This is a genomic window from Paenibacillus sp. J31R34 (genome assembly GCF_059383715.1).
In genome coordinates, this window is record NZ_JBXENU010000008.1 from 285,671 (window position 1) to 310,522 (window position 24,852).

20 protein-coding genes and 1 pseudogene are annotated in these 24,852 nt (G+C 43.8%); 3 read left to right on the forward strand and 18 right to left on the reverse strand.

Annotation, left to right across the window (positions count from 1 at the left end):
* Window positions 1-16: 16 nt before the first annotated feature.
* The 6 genes from AC50YG_RS22470 to AC50YG_RS22495 form a co-directional block, all read right to left on the reverse strand.
* Window positions 17-883 (reverse strand): sugar phosphate isomerase/epimerase family protein, encoded by an 867-nt coding sequence (locus AC50YG_RS22470; RefSeq protein WP_494829885.1) that lies wholly within the window; start codon window positions 881-883, stop codon window positions 17-19.
* Between the two features lie 129 nt (window positions 884-1,012).
* Window positions 1,013-2,464 carry an alpha-L-fucosidase gene (locus AC50YG_RS22475; RefSeq protein WP_494829779.1) on the reverse strand — a complete coding sequence of 484 codons (1,452 nt, stop codon included), beginning with the start codon at window positions 2,462-2,464 and terminating at the stop codon, window positions 1,013-1,015.
* Window positions 2,461-3,495 (reverse strand): asparaginase, encoded by a 1,035-nt coding sequence (locus tag AC50YG_RS22480; protein WP_494829781.1) that lies wholly within the window; start codon window positions 3,493-3,495, stop codon window positions 2,461-2,463. Before AC50YG_RS22480 ends, AC50YG_RS22475 begins: the two co-directional genes overlap by 4 nt.
* A 42-nt stretch (window positions 3,496-3,537) precedes the next feature.
* On the reverse strand, window positions 3,538-4,437 hold the full coding sequence (locus AC50YG_RS22485) for a copper homeostasis protein CutC (protein ID WP_494829783.1): 900 nt from the start codon (window positions 4,435-4,437) through the stop codon (window positions 3,538-3,540).
* A 276-nt stretch (window positions 4,438-4,713) separates the two neighbouring features.
* Window positions 4,714-5,535, reverse strand: coding sequence for an Rpn family recombination-promoting nuclease/putative transposase (locus AC50YG_RS22490; protein WP_494829785.1), 822 nt, complete (start codon window positions 5,533-5,535; stop codon window positions 4,714-4,716).
* A 359-nt stretch (window positions 5,536-5,894) separates the two neighbouring features.
* Window positions 5,895-6,344 (reverse strand): hypothetical protein, encoded by a 450-nt coding sequence (locus tag AC50YG_RS22495; protein ID WP_473757030.1) that lies wholly within the window; start codon window positions 6,342-6,344, stop codon window positions 5,895-5,897.
* 262 nt (window positions 6,345-6,606) lie between these two features.
* On the opposite strand from AC50YG_RS22495, the gene AC50YG_RS22500 reads away from it, so the two are divergent.
* On the forward strand, window positions 6,607-7,398 hold the full coding sequence (locus AC50YG_RS22500) for a nucleotidyltransferase domain-containing protein (protein ID WP_494829787.1): 792 nt from the start codon (window positions 6,607-6,609) through the stop codon (window positions 7,396-7,398).
* Between the two features lie 54 nt (window positions 7,399-7,452).
* On the opposite strand, the gene AC50YG_RS22505 is transcribed toward AC50YG_RS22500, so the two are convergent.
* Window positions 7,453-8,271, reverse strand: coding sequence for a methyl-accepting chemotaxis protein (locus tag AC50YG_RS22505; protein ID WP_494829789.1), 819 nt, complete (start codon window positions 8,269-8,271; stop codon window positions 7,453-7,455).
* Window positions 8,272-8,473: 202 nt separating this feature from the next.
* On the opposite strand from AC50YG_RS22505, the gene AC50YG_RS22510 reads away from it, so the two are divergent.
* Window positions 8,474-9,718, forward strand: a complete 1,245-nt coding sequence (locus tag AC50YG_RS22510) for a hypothetical protein (protein WP_494829791.1) — start codon at window positions 8,474-8,476, stop codon at window positions 9,716-9,718.
* A 94-nt stretch (window positions 9,719-9,812) separates the two neighbouring features.
* On the opposite strand, the gene AC50YG_RS22515 is transcribed toward AC50YG_RS22510, so the two are convergent.
* The 3 genes and pseudogenes from AC50YG_RS22515 to AC50YG_RS22525 all read right to left on the reverse strand — a co-directional run bounded on the left by AC50YG_RS22515 (window position 9,813) and on the right by AC50YG_RS22525 (window position 12,588).
* Entirely contained in the window at window positions 9,813-9,992 is a 180-nt protein-coding gene (locus tag AC50YG_RS22515) for a hypothetical protein (RefSeq protein WP_341280519.1), read from the reverse strand.
* 233 nt (window positions 9,993-10,225) lie between these two features.
* Window positions 10,226-10,420 (reverse strand): annotated as a pseudogene (locus AC50YG_RS22520) (aldo/keto reductase); the annotation flags it as partial.
* A gap of 272 nt (window positions 10,421-10,692) precedes the next feature.
* Complete coding sequence (locus tag AC50YG_RS22525) at window positions 10,693-12,588, reverse strand: helix-turn-helix domain-containing protein (protein WP_494829795.1); 1,896 nt, start codon at window positions 12,586-12,588, stop codon at window positions 10,693-10,695.
* 278 nt (window positions 12,589-12,866) lie between these two features.
* On the opposite strand from AC50YG_RS22525, the gene AC50YG_RS22530 reads away from it, so the two are divergent.
* Window positions 12,867-13,721 carry a DNA-primase RepB domain-containing protein gene (locus tag AC50YG_RS22530; RefSeq protein WP_473757036.1) on the forward strand — a complete coding sequence of 285 codons (855 nt, stop codon included), beginning with the start codon at window positions 12,867-12,869 and terminating at the stop codon, window positions 13,719-13,721.
* Window positions 13,722-13,829: 108 nt separating this feature from the next.
* Here the strand turns inward: AC50YG_RS22530 and AC50YG_RS22535 are convergent, their stop codons facing one another.
* The 8 genes from AC50YG_RS22535 to AC50YG_RS22570 form a co-directional block, all read right to left on the reverse strand.
* A complete protein-coding gene (locus tag AC50YG_RS22535) occupies window positions 13,830-14,063 on the reverse strand; it encodes a DNA-binding protein (RefSeq protein WP_341280516.1) in 234 nt (77 codons plus the stop codon).
* 622 nt (window positions 14,064-14,685) lie between these two features.
* On the reverse strand, window positions 14,686-15,141 hold the full coding sequence (locus AC50YG_RS22540; protein WP_494829801.1) for a VOC family protein: 456 nt from the start codon (window positions 15,139-15,141) through the stop codon (window positions 14,686-14,688).
* Window positions 15,142-15,272: 131 nt separating this feature from the next.
* Entirely contained in the window at window positions 15,273-16,166 is an 894-nt protein-coding gene (locus AC50YG_RS22545) for a helix-turn-helix domain-containing protein (RefSeq protein ID WP_494829803.1), read from the reverse strand.
* 534 nt (window positions 16,167-16,700) lie between these two features.
* Window positions 16,701-19,127 (reverse strand): glycoside hydrolase family 6 protein, encoded by a 2,427-nt coding sequence (locus AC50YG_RS22550; RefSeq protein WP_494829805.1) that lies wholly within the window; start codon window positions 19,125-19,127, stop codon window positions 16,701-16,703.
* A gap of 1,162 nt (window positions 19,128-20,289) precedes the next feature.
* The gene (locus AC50YG_RS22555) at window positions 20,290-21,432 is read right to left on the reverse strand and encodes a YecA family protein (RefSeq protein ID WP_494829807.1); all 1,143 of its coding nucleotides are present in this window, start codon (window positions 21,430-21,432) and stop codon (window positions 20,290-20,292) included.
* A gap of 373 nt (window positions 21,433-21,805) precedes the next feature.
* Window positions 21,806-22,345, reverse strand: a complete 540-nt coding sequence (locus tag AC50YG_RS22560) for a DoxX family protein (RefSeq protein WP_494829808.1) — start codon at window positions 22,343-22,345, stop codon at window positions 21,806-21,808.
* Between the two features lie 712 nt (window positions 22,346-23,057).
* Window positions 23,058-23,756: a zinc-ribbon domain-containing protein gene (locus tag AC50YG_RS22565; protein ID WP_494829809.1), complete on the reverse strand. Its 699-nt coding sequence runs from the start codon at window positions 23,754-23,756 to the stop codon at window positions 23,058-23,060.
* A 121-nt stretch (window positions 23,757-23,877) separates the two neighbouring features.
* Window positions 23,878-24,486, reverse strand: a complete 609-nt coding sequence (locus AC50YG_RS22570; protein ID WP_494829810.1) for a DUF8426 domain-containing protein — start codon at window positions 24,484-24,486, stop codon at window positions 23,878-23,880.
* Window positions 24,487-24,852 lie beyond the last annotated feature (366 nt).

Below are 24,852 nucleotides of genomic sequence, written 5' to 3' on the forward strand. Positions count from 1 at the left end.
CTACTGGGCTTGATGCTTACGCTTCTTGCCAGAAACGGCGTACATTGTCCATTGCTATTTTGGAGGCGGTTCTGCAATCCTCCATGCCTTCAAACTCAACGGAAATATACCCGTCATAGCCATACCGCTTCAACACGCGGAACACTTCGTACATGTCGATGTCTCCATGCCCCACAATTGCCCCCCGCAAATAATTGCCGTGCGCCGTCTGAAACCAGCCCGCTCCCGGGTTGCGATAGGAGGGTCTAAGGTAAAAATCCTTGGCATGAACCATCGAGGCATAAGGAATATTATTTTTCACAGCGCTGACAGGATCTTCATCTACACAGAGGAAATTGCCGATGTCCAGCGTCGTTTTGAAATTATCCCGCGCTGTTTCATGCAATAATCGTTGGATTCGCTCACTGGATTGTACATAATACCCATGATTCTCTACACTTGTTGTAATGCCGAAGCCTGCTGCATAATCAGCAATGGTGCGGCATGCCTCTGCAAGAATCGGCAGATCCGCCTCAAACTGGGCGATCGTTCCCTCATGCGCGGGGCGGAAGGCGACGTCATGGCGCATTTTGGTGACACCCAGCGCTCTGGCTACATCGACATGCTTCTTGACGGCTTGAATTTCGTTCTCCAGCGCTTCGGGGCCGTCATTTGCAACAAAATTAGCTCCGATGGCATAATTGGAAATATCGATGCCCACTTCCTTGGCTGTCTGCACAATTTGATCAACCAACTCCGGATTGTCGATTAGGCTGTAGCCAATAGGAACGATTTCCACATGCTCCCCGCCTTGCTCGGCGATAAAACGAATCGCATCCGGCACGGTCATTTCTTTTTTGTCCAAAGCCTGCTGAAGACTGTATGTGCTGAGTCCTACCTTCATCTCTTCCTTCATCCTCTCCCGCATGTTTGTATCCTCACACCAACGTATACCCTTTTCCCGGGTATTACACAATTCGCAATAATCGTCTACTATTCTATTTTCCAGTCTAGCTGCCCAAATCCGGGGTATCTACAATTGATTGCTCAAAAAGACGCCAAGCCCAGATAAAGTCGGACACCATCTCGATTCTTGTACGGTGAGACGGATTTTCCTCGCGGTTACCGGCTCGAAGCAGCAAATGCGCTTATAGCCCACTATCGTCCCTTCATATAAGGGCTTCCAGCCATCCTCCTCAAAATATTCCAGCTGGAAACGTTCGATTCGTTGCCCCGTCTTAATATGTTCCTGGAGCACGATTCGGTCAAAGCGCTGTTCTTCCTGCAAATCCAGCTCGACCCAGGCCTGCTCCGTTCCTTCGCGAGGACACCAGAACGTATCCAAATCATCATTTAACAGCTGTGACACTGCGTGAGCGGCCCCAGCAGCATCCATCGTTTCCGACGCTTGTATTTCCACTTGAGGTTGTGCCGCTAAATTATGAGTAAAGGCGCTTCGCAAGGCGTCGCCCAGCTGCTGTAAGCGCTCTATATCATTTTCGTGAACGAGCCCGCGCTTATCCGGCGGAAGATTCAGCAGAAAAGTGGCATTGCCGCCAACCGAGCCATTATAAATGCTGAGAAGCTCTTCCAGCGATTTTACTTGATCATCCTCAGTCTCATGATAAAACCAGCCCGGACGGATCGATGTATTCACTTCGGCTGGGTACCAGATTAATTCGTCGTACTGTTTAACGATCTCCCTGCTGCCTAGATCACTTTCCTGCGAGTTAATTCTAGTCGCAAACTCACGATCATCCGCCTGTTGGGATTGCTCTTGGATTTTTTCATTATCCTGCAAATGGGCTGGCACGACACTCCACTCTGAAGCTCTTGTATGTCCCGCTTCATTGCCGCACCAGCGCACATCGGGGCCGCAAACGGAAATAACGGCATTGGGCTGCAGCTCGCGGATGACCGTATAGTAGCCGTCCCAATCATAAACCTGCCGTTTGCCATTAGGCCCTTCCCCGCAAGCCCCGTCAAACCACACGCAAAAAATATCTCCATAATTCGTCAACAGCTCTCTAAGCTGATTTTTGAAAAATTCATTATAACGCTCCGAGTCCCCATAGGAGGCTTCATGGCGATCCCATGGCGACAAATACACACCGAACTGGATTCCACCTTTTCGGCATGCCTCGGCTACTTCCCGCACCAAATCGCCGGAGCCATTTTCCCAAGGACTTGCTGCTACCGTATGATCCGTATATTCACTAGGCCACAGGCAGAAACCGTCGTGATGCTTACAGGTCAAAATTAGCCCCCTCATCCCAGCCGACTTGCACGCCTCTACCCATTGATCAGCACTTAGCTCCGTCGGGTTAAAAACAGCGGGGTCTTCATTGCCTAAGCCCCATTCCTGATCTGTAAAGGTGTTTACCGTAAAATGAATAAAGGCATAAAACTCCAGTGACTGCCATTTAAGTTGACGTTCTGATGGCGACACGCTTGCCGCCGATTTTACCCATTGCGCTTGGATCATTGGGACCGCCTTCCTTCCTCGGTTCTATTCAGTTTAAATACCGCTTTATTGGTACCTACAACAAGACCGCCGTCGTTCTTGAGCTCCCGCGACGCAAGCTGGTACATCAGGTCAATTGTAACCCGATTGCTATAGTTTATCTGCTCCAAAACGGATGCAATAATCAGTGCCCATTCCTCTTCAGAGCCGTCCAGCACCTTCAATGCGAATGCCACTCTTTCCTTGCGAAGCGCAAACCCATAAATGCCTTTGGCACCGCCCTTCGCCACGATATTGCTATCCTTTAATAGGTTCGAGCATATGAACCAGGGAGCCGAAACCATATTATGATTTTCGTTCATCAGCCTTCCTATTTGTGAGGCCGCCTCTCGCACGCGATGATTCTCCAGCAAATCCGGGCAAGCAAGCTTTAGAAACATATTCGCTATTTGCCGCAGCGGCAATGCAAATACCGGAAAGCCGCAACCGTCCGTGCCTAACTGGATCTCTTCCGCTTTCGCCCCCGAAAATTCAGCAATTGTCCGTAAAATCTCTCTCTGCGCCGGGTGCTCGGGGTCCGCATATCCCTCTAATGGATATCCTTTTGCTTGGCATAACGCCAGCACGCCTAAGTGCTTGCCTGAACAATTATGATACAGACGACGCGGCGGCTGACTGCCCTGCAGGAGTGCATCCCGCGCCTGCATGCTTAAAGGATACGACTCGGAGCATACCAGACACCGCTCCTCTACGCCTATTTTGGCAAGCATTGATTCCAGCGCTTCTACTTGATAAGACTCAGCACGGTGCGAGGCTGTCATCAGGGTTTGTTCCTGATCCGTTAGGCTGTAAGTTTCAGGAACGCCATGCACAAAAGCTGGAATCGCCTGAAACGGCTTGGCCGCAGAGCGCATATAGGACACCCATTCCGGGTCACCCACACTATAGATGACTTCACCTTTATCATCGATTCCGCAAATATGACCGTGATGAATATTTTCAAGCGTGCCGCCTCTATATTCCTCTACCAAATGTGGTGCCATAACCTGCATAACCGAATCACCTCTTGTTATAGGATTAGGGGATTAACCATTTTAAAGTTCATTTGCCGCGTTCATTAAGTGCTGCTTTGCCCTTGCTACTAAATTGAAGTCAACGTGCGAATGAAAACTGCCCTCGTGGCGTACTCCTGAGCCAAAATGCAGCTCCGTAATACCCGTATGCAGGACGAAGGAATGGATTTTATCTATGCTTAACCCAGCCCCGGCCATTACTGCAACGTTTCGTTCCTCGCCTCGTTTGTACAGCTCCTTTAATTCGTCTTTTGCCTCCAAAGCGGTACTCTTGCCACCCGATGTGAGTACCCGTTCAATCTGAGAGAACGCGCTTACGGCGTCTAACGTTCGGTTTAGGCTAGCACTCTCATCAATCGCTCGGTGAAAAGTAACGCCTAACCCTTGAGTCTCAGCCAAGCACTCCTGCAGAATAGAGAGATCCGCTTCACGCTTATCCGTCAAAGCACCTATAACGATTCCGGAGGCTCCCAGCCTGCGGGCCGTATGAATATCTTTTTTCATTGCCTTCCTATCATCCTCGTTGTAGCAGAATGAGCGGCTATGAGGCCGAATCATGACATACACTGGAATTGAAACGCTGGAGACCACCTGCTCGATGAGACCAAAGCTAGGTGTGAGCCCGCCTTCTGACATAGCGCAAACCAGCTCGATGCGATCCGCGCCACCCGCTTCTGCCGCTCTCGCGTCGGCCGCATTCACTGCGATTACCTCTAATAAGGGCTGCTTACTGGTCATAAAAAACACCGCCTTTGCTTTCCTGCGAACCATGCTGCCAGCACCTCTCCATTCGGCAACACCGCCACCGTAGAGGCATGGCTGCTCTGGAACGGCTGCCCTTCCCGGAAAATATATGGCTTGATCGCTTCGATCCGCATGATTTAGCGTATCCTCCTTCGTTAAAATAAGGCTTGCCAGCATGATTCATTTTTTCGTTATTTTTGTTATGTAATATATAAATATCGTTATGTACCATCAGTCTAATAGGTTAGGCAGTAAACGTCAATTAGAAGTCATTAATGGTTTGTGGTACCGGAGTGAATTTCATGGGAAGGCTTTTTTATTGTTCCTCTTTTTTTATATGTATGGGTAAATACAAATAGTGCGCACCCAAAAGGATGCGCACTCGAACTTCATTTTTCATGTTGAATTAGGCTAAGAATCTCAAAGCGGGCAAACACCCTTCAAGAACAGTCTTTATTTATTTTTCAGATCGGCAATTTCCTGCTCCGTTAGCCCGGTGGCTTTAGATATCGTTGCTAGGTCCAGATTTAGGCTTAACATATTTTCCGCCACTTCTCTTATACCTGTCTTCATGCCTTCCTGTAGGCCCGCCTCCTTACCCGCCTTTATACCTTCCTTCATACCTTCCTTTATACCTTCCTTTATACCTTCCTTTATACCTTCCTCCATGCCTGCCTTCATACCCGCTTTCATACCTGCTTGCATCGCGCTATCCATCATAGATGCTTCATCATGCAGATACTTCTGCCTGGCATCGTACAATCGTCTGGCGTCTGAATCTTGGCTCAAATATTGTAGTGTATCCATCGCCTTCTCTAAGCTCGGCTCATTCATTCTCAGTACCTCCCATTGTGATGTATTGGCCCCTTTTAAAAACAGCAGCCAGTTGATCAACCCACCCTCTAATGGAACAATACGTTCATCCAGCTTAGGCAGCTCCAAGAAATGAACCTCAATATCATCATTTAAGGATATTCCTGTCCGATCCTCACGCAGATGAAACACATTGTGATATTGATCGTTCTTCAAGAACGAATAGTTTAAAATGTTGATCGTCACGCATTTCTTAAGCTCCAGATATTTGTCACCCTCACTAAGTTGGCTCGCATATCGTTTGCTCCAATAAAACAGCGTTCGTTTCTCTATGTCGTACTTATTGAAAAGCTGCATCTCAATATCAATCAGCTTGCCTTCCGCAGTCTTGGCATAAACATCAAAAATAGACTGTTTATCAAGTGGATCGTCTTTATCCGTATTTGAATACAAAATCCACACGCGGGTCCAACAAATCCATCGGCATCAGCTCCATTAGTTATTATTATATCATTTTTCCGTTTATTTGAACCTCGTAAAGATGTGTAGAGTTACTCTCACACCGAGTTAAAAAATAATGTTCAAATGAAAAAGGCACCCTTTAGGGCGCCTTCACTGATTCTAATTATGGAGTCTAGAGGTGGTCGATAATCGCCGTTTGCTCAAAAAGCTCCCAATGGCAGCAGCTGTCATCCAGCTTATCCCCCGTTTGCTGAAAACAATAAAACTCTACAACCTCCATGAGGCTGTAGAGTTTTATTAGTGGAGGCAAGCGAAAAAAAGTCCACGGTGCCTACCGTTATTTTATGTTTACTTCCTTGTCACGGTACCCAAACATCCCTTTTGTAAAAGGTTACGCTGTAAGCTGCCGTGTCGCTGTATCGTCCATCTTTGCTTATTACTTTAAAATATACATTATCGTAGTCGACAAGAACCGTATCTGTACCTGACGTATTCGTAGAAGAAGCAACCAAATTTCCAGCACTGTCATAGGCGTATAAATCGTAATCATAGCCGGAAGGAGAACCCAGCACGACAGATTTGCCATGCCCTCTGAATGTAAAGTAGTCTACATCTGTTGGGGATGATAAATAGGACCAAGCACTTCCTCCCCAGTATGCCAGACCATAAGGAGTGGACACCGTTTGCGTTGGAATTTTATATGCTGTGCTTAAAGTGTCATTCGACTCGTAATTATCCGCCCAGGCGGCACCTGCAATTGAGCCTGATAACAGTGTTAACATAATAGCAGAATACAATGTTTTCTTCATTTCATTCTCCCTCCATTTCTTTTGATAGATTAGTAAGGCAACGAGACTTCAAGCTTCTCACCTTTCATAGAAACGCCTACTCTTAAAAGGCCACCATCTACCCCCTATCAAAATATGGAATTAATTTGATTATAATGTAAACGGATACATATTGTCCACTTTTTTGTTTTCACTTGGCGGCCATAAATTGACAACGGACATTCGAGATGATAAGTTGGCGTAATACCCATTTTTGTGGGTCATATTATAAGGGGTGTTTGATATGTTTTTACCTGTGCACGAAAGATTCATCCATCAAGCAAAGGAAAAACTCAGCAAGGATCAACGAGTTCGCGGCCTCCTTGCAGGCGGCTCCATGATGACGAATACGATGGATGAGTATAGCGATTTAGACTTAATCATCGTTTATAACTCAGCCTACCAGGATCAAATCATGAATCAACGGATTACCATTGCTGAAGGCTTGGGCACGCTGCTTTCCGGATTCACAGGTGAACATGTCGGCGAGCCTCGTGTGGTGATTTGCTTATACGGACCAGAACCACTGCATGTCGATCTTAAATTCGTTACGTTGGAAGAGCTTGAAATTCGAATCGAAAACCCTCTTATTTTATGGGAAAGGACTCAGGAAATCAGCAGCATTTATGAAAAAACCTCTCCCTCCCATCCATACCCGGATGCCCAGTGGATAGAGGACCGTTTCTGGGTCTGGGTCCATTACGGCGCAACGAAGCTGGGAAGAGGAGAATGGTTTGAATTCATTGACCATCTAACCTTTATCCGCGGCGCTGTCTTAGGCCCGTTGGTATTAATAAAGAATGGCCAGTTGCCTAGAGGCGTCAGAAAACTGGAACAGTACGCCATTAGTGAAATAGAAGAGCTAAAAAAGACAATTCCTTCGCATCATTTCGAGAGCTGCTACCATGCATTAAAAAGCACAATCGATCTATATAAAAGCTTGCGTCAACAATCGGATACACTCGTTTTAAAGGATGAAGCGGAGCAGGTCTCTATTGCTTATCTCGATAAGGTGTATGCCTCTTCGGATCATTAGAAAGCAAAAAGAGCACCTGACACGGTGCTCTTTGCTCTTTTACCGGATAATCGGTTACAACTTCTTTGCGAATTGATTGAGCTGCTCCGACATGCGATGAACCTCTTCGATAAAATCCAAAACCTGTCGGGATGATACGGCCTGCTGATCAACAACGGATGTCATACTTTCGATAGATGCACGCATGCCGCTTATTGCCTCTTCAAATGTTTTCAGAGTATGCTGAATCGCGTTTGTAGAGGTAAGCGTCTCATTGGACAATTTCCGTATTTCACTGGCTACAATGCCAAAGCCTTTGCCTCGATCCCCTGCATGGGCTGCCTCAATCGCCGCATTAATACCTAATAAGTTCGTCTGATCCGCTACTTTTCTGACAATCGACACCACTTTCCCCGCCTCATCTACCTGTTCTACCGTCCGATTGGCGAGTGAAAGAAGCTGCTGGGCAGACGCTGCCAGAGTAGCGGAGCTATCGGCGACTTGTGAGAGTTGATTGTTGGCCTGCGATAGTGAAAACGAAATTTGATCGGCAATGGCTACTAACTCGCTCTGTTTTCGAAGCTGAATGGCTATGCCGCCGATCACATTGCCATTGATGTCATGAAGCGGTGTTGCCGTCCCAATAAATTCAAAACCATAAAAGGTTGCAGGAACCTCTGCCCTTAGCGTTACATTATTTCGAATTGCATGCATTAACGGTTCCTCATGGTGCAGCGGTTGACCAACACGTATGTGCAAATCAATATTTTCGCCAGCCCAATAAGCAATAAATTTCTCTGTATCACAAATAGCAATCGATAGTTCAGCAGGAACTGCCGCTTTAAAGATCGGAACCAATGCAATCATAGTTTCCAGAGATTCAATACGGTTCATCTTGGATTTTCCCCAATCCGTGTCTATATATAGAAGCTTCAATATTTTAAATATAACGCATAAGCTTAAAATACGCCATTTATTCATAGGTAATGGAGAGTGGAAGCAATCTCACATTTTTCTATGTGGGGAAATATCCCAAATTATATGATATAATCACCATAGATAATGAATTACATATGATTAGGAGGATTCTACTTTAATGAGAAAGTTTGCATTACGTATTCAATTGTTAACTCTGATTGCCATTGTGACAACCTTCTTTTCGCATAACGTATCTGCTGCTGACTTTACAGAGCTTCCCGAGCCACGATGGACCATAACGGTTCCAGATCACGCATCAACAACTATTTTAGACAGAAATTACTACTTTCTAGGAAAAAAATATTTTCCTATCGTATCTGATCATAACGGTTCTCGTACTGGATATATGTTTCAGGATTACAGCCCCGGCGGAAAAAGCAAATCCACTTACAGGATGATGGCTTTTGACGATACGACGGGAAAGCAAAAATGGATACGCAACTCGCCTCACGTGTACAATGCATTCGATATAGACCGTAACGGGAACTTATATTATGTAGAACAGGTGAAAATTGAAAAGAAAAATGTCAGAAAGCTAGTCGCGCTTGATTCAAACAATAAGCAGCGATGGTCGAAGACTCTTGACTATAGTTTTAATTGGTACGTGCTTGATGATGGACGCATTGCTACTATTGATACGATTCAAGATAAGAGCCATTTAGTTCTTTATTCAACGGAAGGCAAACAGCTTCTTAATCGAGAATATGATGGTGTTATACGCCACATCCAAGGAAATTATGTCGGCTCCGCTAACTATGTAGGGGCTGCAACGATTTTAGATATCTACTCTATTTCAGCTAACAAAAAAATCACGACTGCCAAATACCCGCAGGATTATTTTAGCTATATACATGCTGACTTCGATGTTCTCAGTGGCGGCACTCTACTTGTTCCGCTATTAGATGCAAAGACCGGAATCGAAACTCTATACGGCTATTCACCTGACGGTAAAAAGAAATGGAGCCGCATTATGCCGACACCTGAGTCTGATCGTAAAGATAGATTGTTCATGTCCCTAGGCAATCACTATCTGGTTCAGGATAAAAACACGCTTACCGTCTACGATACAAATAATAAGCTTATCGCAACGAGAACCTTCGTTGACTTACCTGACCAATACACGCTGCAGCTGCTAGGAAACCAAAGTATCGCCTTCGGTGGTGTCGTGTCCAAAGGCTCTTGGTTTGATTTTGAAAAACCATCAAAAGCAGTCTTCTACGTAGTCGATTCTCGCACGCTCAAAACGCAAAACTCGTTAATACTGGAGCAAGCTCGGTTTGCCGAGAGAAATATTCGATTCTTGAATGCAAATACCTTTTATCTGGATATGGGTACGAGTCTTGCAAAGTATGAGCTGAAGTAAGAATATGAATATCGCTTTGTAGCTGCGCACTATTGATAAACAAACAAAAACCATTAACTCATTTACTGGTTAATGGTTTTTTTATCTTATTCTATTAAAAATCCATCCAAAAAAATTGAGAGACAGCAAGCACAAGCGCTACAACATTGGCAACAATAAACAACCACTTTTTGGCTCTTCGGCTTACGGGCTCTAGTCCTGTAAATAATGTCCAAGCTATAATTCCATTAAACACAACCATAATAATAAGAGCCAGCCACCAATTAGCCGCCATTACGACTTCTTCCTCTCCAACCAGAATGAATATTCCAAGGATTCCTCTATAAAATTACTTTAATTCCCTCTTTTCTGTCAATCTCTAGAATGGCATATATTATCACCATTATAAAAAACAAACAGTGACTCTCCACGGAAGAGAGTCACTATTCGTTTTTTATCTTACCCATCAAGCAGGGTCATCTGTTCTTGCATATATCGAGTACCATGAACGACATGTTTAGGACTAACATCTTCAATATCCCGGCTCCAAAGCGAATATTCACTTTCTAACGCCGAAATGGGATGTACCGCATGTGCACGACGAATGGTGGAAGCCGATGCTTCCGAAAGACCGAGATAACGAACCTTCCCCGCCTTAACCAACTCAGCCATTGCTCCGACTGTCTCCTCGATAGGGATATTGGGATCTACAGCCGCTCTGAAGCTTCTTTTATAGAAAATGCCATATTCGTATTTCCCTCCTTAAGGCTCGATTTTCAGATGTACTCGACTGGTTCTTCACCAACATAGACCTTAAAGTTCACTTTAAGGCAACCCCTAAATTTCGAGAGTATTTTTTATATTGAACATCTAAACAAATCCGCAGTTATATTTGGTACTTATTCTAGGTTAAAATGTAGATGAAAAGCGAAAATCCACAGCCTTAAGCGGTTGTGGATTTACATAGCAGAGACAGGAAGCATTTATTTTTTCATTTATTTGTTACCTTCAACCAGCAAATCAACGATGATATCCAACTGATGTTCGACTGAGATCGGATCACTGAGAAGAAATGTATTGAAATCAATATTGTAGATCTTTCCTGCTTTCCCTGCTGGAGAGTTTTTAATAAGCTTCTCCACCTTCTTCACTTCTTCCTCTGCTCCTTCATTCACAGCTAGAAATAACCGATCGCCTATGAAATCAGGAATGACCTCGGTAGATATTTCCCATGTTTCTCCATTAATAACATCCGTCTTTATTTTTTCAGTTGGCTTAAAACCCAGGTACCTGTAAAGAATGTTGCCTCCCATATTGGTATCACCGTAAATAAAAACAGCATTAGGACGCACATTCAAAATCGAGAAGGTTTCATCAGCCCCAATAAACGGGCTAACCTTCTCCTTGTAATCGGCTAATTTTGCCGCAAATGCCTCATTCCATTGCTTAGCTTCCTCTTGCTTGCCAAGAATATCGCCAAACATTTCAACATCCTTTAGCGGATCGTTGTGCTGCTCTACAACAATGGTTGGGGCGATCTGGCTCAGTGCTTCGTACCCGCCCTCTACTGCCTCTGCGAATGGTGCCGTTGTAACAATCAGATCAGGTGCAAGCGAGAGAATCTTCTCCGGATCAGGCGGAACACCAACATCTTCAATACCGGAAGTATCGCTTAACAGCGGGTTACTCAGAATGTAGGTGGTTGCACCTACTGGCTTTACCCCAATCGCCATTAGCTCACCCAAATGAAAGAGGCTGACCACCCGCTGAGGATTTACGGGAATTTCCGTTTTGCCTTCCAGATGCTCGTAAATACGTGTTTCTGCAGCTGCGCTTTCTGTAGCGACACCTGCTGAAGCAGGCTGAGAGGCCGCTGCCCCTGTATTGCTGCCTGTCTGACATGCATTCAGCAGCAAGGTTGTGCATAATAGCAGCATGGCTCCGAACGCTGGTCTTGAAAATCTGAACATCGATGTGTCCCCTTCCCCATTGCATTGATAACAAATCTCATTCTCATTATGGGAAACAAGCTTCGGGGATACAATAGACGATTTTAATAGACGTAATGGATTATTCTGAACCGCCTGCCGATTGTTCTCTCTAAATTGAAGAGGTGAGCAGCCCGTGTGCTTTTTAAATAAGCGGCTAAAATAATAGACATCCGCATAGCCAACGCTGCTGGCTATTTCCTGAATACGCGCCTCCGATTTGAGCAGAAGCTGCTTCGATTTGTGAATGCGTACATGAATCAGGTATTCAATCGGACCGGTTCCTATCTGGTTTTTGAACAAGCGAGATAAGTAGCTCGCACTGCAGCTGTAGATCCCGGCTAATTCCTCGGCTGTAATCGAATTCCTGTAGTGCTCTTGAATGTAATGAATCGCTTCGGTTACCAAGTTCGGCCTGCTGTTTTCCGTTTTTAACGTGCGGATTTGCCGCATAACCTCATATACAAACGGCAGAAAGACAGACTGCGCCTGAAGCTTTTCCATTGGGGTGGCTTGCTGCCACAGGTGATTCATCGTTTTACACTTCTCCTGCAATGGCAGCAACGCATAAGGCGTGAATGCATAAGGCATATGGAAGCTCTCCCGATCCTCCGGCAATTCACAATCAGCTTTGTACAGAATCAAATAGCATTCAAAATCGTTTCCTAGCGGCATAATACCCAGCTCCGCTTCCTTTCCTCCGTGCAGAATGTGGTGGGATTGGGCTCGATAGACCGCTCCCGACAGGCTCACTCTTGCCTCTCCACGAGTAGTAACTACAAAAAAACTGCTATGCGCCACATAGCGCTCAGGGACATTTCCATGCTCCACACCATATTGTCGAATATCCAGCAGTCTAACAGCGGCTCGGCTCCACCGTTCGATGTGGGCTTCCCAATCCATATGTTTCTCCCCCTTTCACTGTTTGGGTAAATTCAGCCACACCCTCAGCATTGCCCACTTGCCCCATTTCTTTATCTTGAGAGCTTATATTTATTATATTGAAAAAATCATGCTCACCTACTTTTGATGTCACCCTAGCAAACGCCCTGACTATTTGATTAGCCTATCTAATGTTGAAAAATGGGTACTCTCACTTACACTTGTGTCCGCTTGCCAGAATATGATTGTTTAGAAAAGGACCAAAAGTGTAGCGCATGCTTTAAAGGAGATGTGGTTTAATGACACCGCGATTAAGTTCAACGACATATTCCAGAAATTTGCGAAGGTTTTCCAGTCACGCAAGCTACTTTATAAAAAAACTAGGCTGTAGACAGAACGAACAACTGTATTTCACTTTAGTCCATGACGATAAAAACAAAAATAAAAGATACAGTACTTCATTAATTCACCCCGCGATGACACTGCATAAACCTCTAAGTCTACTTGAAAGACGCACTTCTCAGTTCACACTCTTTACCAAGAGAAATAAACGTATACACGTTCTCAGTCAAAATAAAAAAGGTTATGCCGTATTTATGGAGATCAATTACCGTGAAACAAGGACTAGTGATTTCAAAAAAATCAGAGCACAGTTCATCGATGTAGATCTGAACAAGATTTCCATGCATTTAGACACAAAAGAACAAGTGAAGCAGATGATTGAATCGATCCACTCCGACCCTGAAGAACAGCTTCAATCGATTACAGTTAAAAGAAATAAAAAAGGCCAATACCATCTGTTAGCTCTGAGAACAAAACAGAGAGTAACGCAATTGAAGAAGGCGTTTATAAAAAAATTCAAGCTTCAAATTAAGGATACGATGATCATCGAAACTAAAAACGGATATCACATCTATTGGGTTGTTCAAGGCGCATCCGTAAGCAAATTCGTTCCGATTCAAAAAGCATTAGCCCAAAAATTCAGCTCTGATCCCCTGATAACCAATTTATCAAGAGTCATGCGTATACCTGGCTTTTACCATATGAAAAATCCTAGAAGCCCTTTTATCGTAAAGGTTAGACAACTGGGCAGGAAAAAACCTTTTTCCCAAGAGGAAATTATTCAGTCTCTAGCATTAAAACCTTTTAATTAACTTATATAAATTGAGCTTAGAAAAGCTGTTAGTATGTCTAAAATAGTAAAAACCCCGACCTTTTGCGGTCGGGGATTGTGTGGATTTCGTTTACGGGAGTACCCTGTACTAAACGGCCCTATTCGCTACAATCTCGTCTATTTCACATTTCAGCAACAGATATCTATGGGCACTTCTCATGATCGGGACTTTTGTTAAGTTATATTTATCCACGAAGATCTTCATTTGGTCTTTGGAGAGACCCATTAATCCTCCTGCCTCCGTTACGGTTAATACAACTAGGTTGCTCGTTGCATTAAACGTCTTTTTCACTTTTAGGTTCCAGTCTTCAAATCCATTCATATTGAGTTTCCTCTCTCGTTCCTAGTCGATCGTAATACTTCATTATAGCATAATTTCAGACAAATACTGATTCTATTCCGTATATCCATTCCAACACAAAACCCAGACCTTATGCGGACTGGGTTTTCATGCTGGAGCGTGCTTACCTAAAAACGGTTGTATGTCCTCTGTATTTTTCACACCGACTTGCGAGTAACCACGTTCATTTTATTGATGGCTGCTGTATTTCTTAAATAAAATCTCATTACTTGTTTACGTGCGTTAAGTATTTTTATCTCCTGCAGATTTCTCACGATTTCAAACAAGTAAGAGGATAGTTTGCCCTGTTCTTTTGAAATATCCATGTTGGTATTTTGTGATTTTTTTCTTGAAATATTTCGAGGTAAAGAATACGAGATACATAATATCCTTGGTGTCGATTACAACAAATTCCTCCAATGTATACTAAAATAAAAGGACAGCTAAGATTTCTCTTAACTGCCCTTTTATTCAATACAGCCAGGTTATTACTGAAAATCCCCCAACTAAGTATATTGTGTTCGTTCTTAGTACGGGTGTAGTCACGATTTCGATGTCACCTTAGTAGCTTCACCACAGCTTTCGTTTCATTACTCTAATCTTATTAACCTATCACTTGAGCCAATTCGAATATATTCCCCCACGGATCGGTGAAAAATGCGAGGCGACGATGGATGGCCTCCAAGTTAAAGGGCGCCCCGATGAGGGTAACCCCTTTTGAATCCAAATATACAATCGCTTCATCCACGTCGTTCACGCTCATGCAGAGATGATGGTAACCAGCCTTATACATACTGCTGTTAATATCATGGTAAATGGGAGCGTCATTTACCTCTCCGTCTCCAATAATTTCAAAGTAAAAGGAGTCGTCATGGGGCGGAGCGACATAAGCAAGTTTCAGGTCTCCAAACGGCCACTCTTGAATAACACGGAAGCCCAGCTTCTCCACGTACCAGTTCTTTGCAGCCTCGTAGTCTGGCACACGGATGGCGATATGATGACCTTTCAGTGATGCAATAGGGGTGGCAGCAGAATCCTGCCGAAGGTTAGAGTCAGGCATGATTTTTCCTCCTTGGATGTAATAGGACTAGCGTTCGTCTGGTTGACATATATAAATGTACCAGATGAATGCATGCTATACTTTGTTCGGAGGTCCAAATCCGTTGTTCATTCGGCTCAGGCTTCAGATTATCAGAGCTTTGGCGGTTGTTTGAGTGCGGAAGGCGGGATTCCGAATCTCAGCTTAAACACTTTGGAGAAGTGTGAGACGTTCTCAAAACCCGTTGAGAAGCAAATTTCAGTTACGGATAAGGATGAATGGATTAGCATTTCTTGTGCTTTATCCAATCGGCGATTTCGTATCCACTGAAGCGGAGAAGTATTATAGATCGCTTTAAAATCACGTTTGAAGGAGGATAGGCTTCGGCCAGATAAGTAGGCGAGATCATGCAAGGTTACGGGATTTGTGATATTCGCATCAACGACGTCCTTGATGCTTTTTCGTTCTTGGCGCTTAATCTGGGCAAGCTCAGACAGGAAAATATCATTTCTATCGGCTATACCAAATAATAATTCTAATAACTTCACCTTAACCAACCCATCTCTAATCCGTTCCGGTTCATTAAAATACGGCTTCAATGATTCCAGATAGCTGAAAAGTCTATCATCAATCGCATGTACAGATACCGGAGCCGGTAACCTAGCTGCTGAAGTCGGAGTATAATCTGCTAGTTTCATAAACTCATTAATTATTTCGTCTTTCAAGAAGAACATCATATAATTAAGTACATAATCGAAGTTCGGTTCCCCGCTTTTTTCATATTGAAACGCAATGGATTTATGAATCAGTACCATTTCATGCATGTTTACCGTATAGACCTCGGCTCCAAACCGTACGGTATACATCCCTTCAATTACGATTAAGAGCATATGGTCTTCTAGAAACAACGTGCCAGTGGCGCCCTCTGTACGTGTGCAAGATTCTATCGCAGACAGTCCATTCATTCTCAATATTTTTTGTTGATGGGTTGGTGTTTGAATTAGGATTCGAGGTATTTTTGTCAATTTACTCAAGGGTACAGCCAATGGACATGACTCCTTCGGAACTATTATGAAAAAAATGACATGCTGTTGATTAAAGCTTTGCAATCATCTTGTGAAAGCATGGTTAGAGGCGTTTATCTTACCATGCAAATTCTTTTTGATAAAGCCTTTCCATCAATTCCAAAAATAGAGTTTGGCCAAGAAGAACAAACCTTTATTGCGAAGAATTGGTTATGCAGCCAGTACAAGATTGAAGCACTTAACGATCACACTCCTTGTTTACGATCCTATTAATAGTATCTGCAGAATTGTGTCTTGGCAAAAGCAATACAAATACTAAGCCCACCGATATTGAAAAGGTTCAAGCCCCCAACGATCTTCAGATTCCAAATTATTGATGCAATGGTTGGCAAGTACAGTAAATAAGACGCCCTCAGTTTCGTTGAAATTGTAAAAGAGACGTTCCAAAAGTCATGAACATGACTTTGAAACGTCCCTACTTGGTGATGATGGTCTGCATACGTCTTTATCTCTGACCAATTCGTCAATCAACTCTAGAGATTCTTTTTCTGTCTTTTAAGGCTCAATTCCCCACACTAGGTTGCCGCCTTTATAGAGGGTCACTTTGTTCGAGTCCTGATAGGATGTTTTGGTTGAATCGTAGGAATAATCATTCGTTTCGTCAAAGTTGGTCCAGTCCGTTTTGTACATGCGGAGCTGGATATCCCCGGATTGTCCACCTGCCTGGATCGCGCCGGCTCCGGAAGTGAAGCTGAGCTCTACATACGTGTCGGTGAACGTGCGCAGGATGTTGGTACCGCCAACCTGAGCCCAGTCAATGGCCGAGTCCATAGCTGCTGTACCTTCCTTCGAGAAATAATAACGGATTTTCAGATCACTCAGATTTACAGCCGTGTTGCCAATGTTTTTGATATTGAAATACGGCTTGATTTGGTTGTCTGTCGCATTGGTATCTCCCACACGATATTGCAAGACCAGATCACTGGTCGGAACAACCACGCCTTGCGGAGTTGCGGAAGCAGCGGCAGAATTGGCACCTTCCCCCGCAGCGTTCACAGCACTCACAGCATAATGATAGGTCGTGCCGTTGGTCAGACCTGTATTCGTGTAAGATGTGCCGCTCACATTGGCAGCAACGGTAGTGAATGGTCCGGACGCGCTCAGCGCACGTTTCACGTTATAACCGGTCGCTCCTGCGGAAGCCGTCCAGGATAAGCTGATCTGTGCATTGCCTGCGGCGGCCGTCAATGCAGTAGGTGCAGTAGGAGCGGTGACTCCAGCTACCGGCACAGCACTTTTTACAGCCGAATTCGCGCTTTCACCTGCGGCATTTACGGCGCTGACCACATAATAGTAGGTTGTTCCGTTGGTCAAGCCTGTATTGGCATACGATGTGCCGCTCACGTTGGCGGCAACGGTTGTGAATGGTCCGGACGCACTCAGCGCTCGCTTCACGTTATAGCTCGTCGCTCCTGCGGATGCCGTCCAGCTCAGTGATACCTGTGCATTGCCTGCTGTCGCAGTCAGTGCTGCCGGAGCTGCTGGAGCCGTCGTTCCGCCGCCATTGGTGGCCGGAAGAACAGGGAATGCGTTTTGCACCAGCATGACGAATTGATTATGGAACCAGTGACCGGATACCGGAGCGTTAGGAAGTGCGCCCGTCAATACACCATCACGGGTTGTAAACGTTGGATCACACATCCGGTCGAAGCCCTTGCCTTCATTGTTCGGAATTTCCGAACTGGAACCGTCGGATTCACCTGGAGGCTTGACCCACACATAGGCATCCAAATGGGCAGGACCTGGTGCTGCCTTAGGTGCTTCACCTATACCTGCTCCACTGTTGTTGCACCAGTTCCCCCGGTGATCCCGGCGATCAACACGCCCAGAATTCACGTAGGTGTTAATATCACTTCCTGTAGCCGATGTCGGACGGTTTATCCCTCCCCAGCCATTGCGGCTGGTATCAATCAGGAAGCCTACGCTGGTCGGCCAGCCTGCCTGCACAAATCCGCTATACAATGCAGCCGTAAAATCGGTTTCGTCAAAATACGGATTCCACTCATAATACTTAGACGACTTGATCGGTTGTCCTCCGATGTTCAGATCCGGGTTGGGCAGATTCGGTTCATTCAGCGGTGTGCTGTTCGCCGTGTTGGTAATGAAGCCGTCTGCGCTATTCAGGCCAGCCACTGTCCCCTGGACAACGCTCGTATACAGCGAGATTGTACCTGTCCGGTTGTTATCCCATCCGAGCCAGCCGGAGTGACCGATATCCAGGTAGTTGTACACATTCGGAATGGCATGCAGTTTGTCCAGTGCATATTTCACGCCAGCTTCGTAGATGCCTGTCGAACTGGCTTGAGCACAGGCCGGTGTATTGAGATTGGTGACCAGGTTAGGCAAACTGTCCGGTTCAATGATGGCAATGATGCGAATGTCCTGATACTTGGGTTTGGCAAAAATACCTGCGATGACATCAATATAGTCCGTTTTGTACGTTAGCAATGCGGCTTGCGTCAGTGGTAATTCACCGTTGGACGCCAGCGCATGGCAGTCCCGACCCGGCAGATTGTAAATGACGAATGAAGCGGTAATCGGGGTACCCGCTATCTTTTGAGCCAGAGCAGCATCCAGATGCTCCTCGATACTTTTGCGTCCGGCATTGTTCGCCCCGCCATTAATGGCGGCAATACGGTCAATCCAGACTGCAGTTGGATAAGATTTGACCGTTTCCATCTTTGCTTTTAGCGACGCATCACTGGTAAGCGCGATGGATGTATCGACAAGGGCGGAATAATCCGGGTTCAGGTACGCCGTAGCTCCGACAAACGGATTATTCTGATGCGCTTCCGCAGCCTGAATCGCCCCCGGGGCCATGCCATGGAAAATCCCCACCACAAGCAGCGCTATTACAAGTATTTGCTTAATACCTTCACGGAGAGCCTTACCGCCATTAAATCTGGTTTTCAATTTCGTCATCATGGATCCACCTTTCCTTTGGTTAGATTTATTAAACATTCGTAATTGATCCTCTGTGTCGGCATGATGTGTATGCACCCTAGAGAACGTACGGATGAGCTGTGAATGTTCACCTCCGACTAAAATGATTGCGCTTGCAATAAAGCTGACAGATAGCCTTTAAAGCTGCAAACAGAGAAACAGAAGTGGGTGACTGAATATGCAAATCAGTTTCCTTGGTGAGGGGTACCACTTGTGGGTAAATGCAGGTGGTCATCGGTGTAAAAGCTTCAGGGCATGTAACCGGATTCCAAACAGGAAAGCGCTTACTTTTAGAGGTTTTAAAAAAGGCTTACCCTCGATATAGACTTCACATCGCATGTTCACCTCCTTATGGATCAATTATACTTTATGGATATATTACTGTAAATTGGATTAATTAAAATTAATGATATTTAATTCCAGAAGATAGGCAGGGATTCAGAGAGTTCGCTCTCTATGCTGATTGCAGCCGTATATTCGCCTTTCATCCTCGTTGTAGAAGACTTATGAAATCTATGAAAGAGCATACACTCTAATATAACACCCATTTTTTCTTAAAAAATCGTATTTTATTTGATAATTAAATTATTATTGTGTATTTCGGTATAATTCAATGTTGACGAGCCTATGATCGGTGTTAATCAAGATAGTTGTCGCGATTATATATATAAGATAGCTGTGTTTGGGCTTTGCTTAGCTTTAATAGCACTCGCTTTTTTCGAATCGAGCCCAACCTTCTTCATCCAGGCCTCAATTGCGCGTTGTCCTTGACCAGCGAACAGGATCCCTCCCCTGAAAAACAGCTTCAATCAATTACAGTTAAAAAAGAAGTAAAAAAGGCCAATACCATCTGTTAACTCAGCGCACAAGGCAGAGAATAACGCAGTTGAAGAAGGTGTTTATCAAAAATTCAGCTCCGCTGCCTTGATAACCAATATATCAAGAGTCATGCGTATACCGAGCTTTTACCATATGAACACCATAAAAGACCCTCTATCGTAAAGGTTAGACAACTGGGTAGGAGAAAACCCCGACCTTTTGCGGCCGGGGTTTTAATGGGGAGGCGAATCGCGGCTGTGCAAAACCACAATTCGCCGGGTAGATCTTGGGGGCACAGAACAATAGTCACAAATCAACGCCGCTATAGACAGCACTTCTTATGCTTTTTCCCGCTCCCGCACGAGCACAGATCGTTTCTGCCAATTTTCGAAGATGCCGCCGTGTGTTGAAGCACATTGTCGGCATTCGTGCTCCTACTCCGCTTCTGGCTTAGTTCAGCAGGTGTATAACCGCGATTAGACCACATTCTAGTCGTATTATTCACCTGAATAATTAACGGCACAATCTCATTCAGCTGCTTCTTGTTCAAACGAATTTTGCGACGCTCAAACTCTTCCATGATGACGCTAATTGGCTCTTCCATTGAACAAGCAAGCTGAATATCATCGATGATCGCCTCAGCCATCTGCTCGACTTTGCCCAACTGCTGCATGATATAGTTCTTCAACGCTTCTAGCTGCGGCGTCATCTCGAAATAATTAATCTCCGCATAACGTAGCAGTTCTTCCATAGGAGGAATGTAGTACGGCTTATCCTTCACGCTTTCCAAGAACTTTTCATATTCGTGCAGATTTTCTTCATCTAATTCATCGTTAAATAGCATCCCATGCTGAACATTCCAAGTCAGCACCTTATCAGAGACAGATAAACGCACATGATTAAACTGCTCCTCCGTCAAGCTGCCTTCATTCTGATCATTAATAATTTCTATGAGCTTCTGCACGGAGATAATGCCATACAAGTTAGACGCAGCTTCTGAATATCGCAGCACTAACTGGCTTACGGTGCGTTCTTGACTGAACGATCTCAGATCCAGCTTCTGATATGAGGCCTTAACTTCCTCCGGCATGACGAAATATAGCTTATCCTGCTCCAGGAAACTGAACACCAAGCCTTTATCCATCAAAAATAAATAAGCATCCGCAAATACAGTATCGTCCTGAATATACGGCTCCTTGAGCAGCCGGCTCATCAGCTCCCATTCCTGCTTCTCCGCTGTAAGGAAAGCCGCACGCACTTGAGTTACATCTGTAATTCGATCGTAAAGTGCATCCACGAGCTCCTGCTTCTTCAGCTTGGAGCGACCCGCTAGCGCGCAATTAGCTGCAATGAAATTTAAACGATCTTTAGTTATCTGTTCAAGAATAACCTTTAAGCTTGTCACAACTGTACCTTTGATCGCATTGTTAACATTCAGCTGCAGCATTTCTTTTTCCAATTCCATTCCTAAACCCCTTTACTATGAAGCTACATAGTTAAATTGTACCCTAACACGGCTCACAATTGAAAGGATTGGCGTCTTGAAACTGGAGCATAGAAGTCACAGCATAAAAAAAGAATATTAAGTGGGAAACATCGAAGCCTATGATGATTATCAGCAAACGCTTCCATCAAGCCAAGTAGAAATGATCATTATCAGTGTTAAGATCATCCGCATTATGACAGGTTGAGTGCTTATTTAACGAAATATGACTCATCACCAAGCATGATTAACAGTCACTGCAACGACTTCAACCTGATATTGAAAGACGACAAACAAGAACCCCCATCGTATGGATCGCACGAGGAGGTTCGTTTTGTTACTTGAAGTGAATGAGTTAGTGGGCTTTTGCCGTGCCTGTAGGAGTCATTTTTCCGCCTCCATCAAGCCTCTTAAATTTGAGTCCTTTACGCAATAGCGGAAGCAGGTAGTAGTCCAATCCATACCGTCCTGCGTTGGTGCCTGCAATGAGTACAATTACTCCGAGAAGAACAAGCCATGGGTTAGTGTTTAACGTTCCAGCGAACATGAACATGAAGTTCATCAAAAGTCCGAAGAAGGCTGCCGCGGCCGTTAATCCCCCGAGTATCAATCCGGCGCCCACCAGAAATTCACCGATTGGGATGAGAATGTTAAAGAGCTTTACGTTCGGCATCGCGAAGTGTTCGATGAAGTATACAAAGTTCGGATAAACCAATTCATTTGTCGTTTTATCGGCTACCGGGTTATTGATAGCGTTGGTTAAGAACCCTGTGGCATCGAACCCGCCCATTAATTTGTGCCAGCCCCCTACAATCCATTGGTAACCGAGGTAGACACGAACAACAACCATAAGCATTGCAAAATATTTATTATTTTTTAGCCATGCTAACATCATAATCATCTCCAATTATATTGTGATTTTTTTCACATACTATTTTAAAAAGATAGGCTTTCTTTCTTCTTACTCGATAAACTAGGATGTACTGAAAGACTAGATCGCTTGAACCAGGAACGCTTTGGGTTGTGATTTTTCATGGTGCATTCTTCCTCTCTTCTTGCTGCTAAGCATTGCTTTCTTCTTGCACCTTTAATATATCATACTTTGATACATATGAATGTGAAAAATTTCACAAATTTGTGAACTCTCAAAAGAATTTGTACGAAGGCGTAGTCTTTGTTTAGAAATTCCGACCATTAACAGTAAATCCTCTATGGTATATAGTGTCTAGGCTGCTTGTATGCCGATAAAATTATACGTGATACTCATCGATTTTGGCATGGAAGATTTCATTAATATTCTTATTTTCAAAAATAATTCCCATAGACTTATTATGAGTTCTAGAGAGAATTGTAGTCATATCTGTATGGTATTTTTCACAGCACATGGTGCTGAGTAGCGATATTTGTGATCTATGATTACTGGTCATATCTCTTTAATTATATGATTTTTAAACCACCATGTATGCAGCACAAACAAAAAAGACACCTAACACGGTGTCTTTTTTGATAAGGTTGGTGGAGGCGAGCCGTGGCTGTGCAAAACCACAATTCTCCGTCAGGTGATGATCAGGATGTTTGGAGAGGTGGCATAAATTATTCGTCTATTTTTAAATTCGGCCCCCTGAAAACGTTGTATAATCAAAATCAAATCTATGCTTTTTTGGATTTTTCGCACATATACCAATACTATTACTTTCGCTTGACACCAAATACACCTTTCCTCTGCAAATAGGGCAAGTCGAGTTGATTTGTGTGATAACTAACTTCCCGCCGATTTCCTCAATGTTAATTCCCTTCCCCCATATAATTGGCATTCTAACGAAGCCATGTCTTTTTAACATAACCGTAAATAATAGGGATAACATACCCAAAACGATCATTACGGGCAATAACACGGGTAAAAATTTATAATTGATAATTTTATTAATATCTATTTGTCCAGTGAATAATCCAATAATAGAGGCCAGCCCTCCAATGAAACCAATCGAGACATTTATTGCTCCAAAAATCGTTAACCCCCGCTTAGTAATTGGAATAGGAGATATCTTTTCACGGCGATATTTTGTAGTCTCCTTTTGCTTATCCAAATTATAATTCTCGATTTTCCCTACAGTAACACTATTTTTTGTTCCTATGACACCTACATTAACACTTTTTGTTGCTGCTGAGATATTTTGATTAAAGCTCTCAGCAAGGGGATGCCCACACTTTGAACAAAACTTATCTCCTCCATTAATTACGTTAGTACAATTTGGGCACTTCAAGAGAATCCCCCCGTTAAAAAAGAATAAGTTTTGAATTTCCAAACAGTTACTTTCGCCACCGCGTAATACTAAAGTTATTTGTGGAGGTAGCTTGGGAAAGCTGCCAATTTAAAAATCTGATATACGTCCCCATCTTAAAACTAAGAATCATTAGACACACCCCTTAGCTCTTGAAATATTGTAACAATACTATTGCAGCGCGTGTTTTCCTCTCACTATCCTTTGAATCCATTTCTTCGGCAAGTATCGAAAGCGCTTTGCTAAGTAATTCATTGGTATCAAAGCCTGAAGTGGTTAATTGTTGATTGAGGTATCTTTCAAGTTTTGCGACCTCAATCGGATGCTTAAACTGTGTTATACTTGGTCGATTTCGGATAAAAGACTTCAATTCAGGTATTAATTCACTTCGAGGAATGACTGCTTTCCAATCGACAGAACGCTGGTGGGACAATCCTACGTTATCCAAATCTCCCTTGAAACTATAGGCTCCTAACACACCAACATGAACGTTGCCATTGTTTCTATTCTCAATAAGAACGAAATCCCCAGACGACATGGTATTACAAAAAGCATTAACCATCCCAAGATGATAACGGGTTCGTGCGGGATCTTCATTGTAAATACGCTCTAGACGTTCTCGAATCTCCTGTTTGTTTAGTCCGCATAAGTCACCCAAACCAGGATAACCAATTGCAACATATCCTCCGGTCAAAAACTCATTAAATTTATCCTCTACATTTAGAGGAGATGTTTTGCATTGAAATAACTCCATTGTAATTCCCCCCTCGATCTCGTTATCCTTATAGATACTCTTCAAGAATAACTATTTAAAAATAACATCCAACTATCTTCTTGTCAATCTTGAAGACACTCTTCATTATGTTCTTTATTCAAAAATTGATCTTTATTGTCTTAATATTTCTGAATACTGCATGCAGTCTGTGGTTGAATGATTCCTTCTGTATTCCAACTTCACCAAAAGAAATGACAGTACTGACAAAAGCGTCACTAAAACACAATCAACAGTACTGTCACATTGAAATCTGTAGAATAAGTCATTGTAGAACGAAATTTAACCCCTGTCCATCATAAACCATTGTGGTTTTATATGGACAAGGGTTCATAAAATCGAACCGTG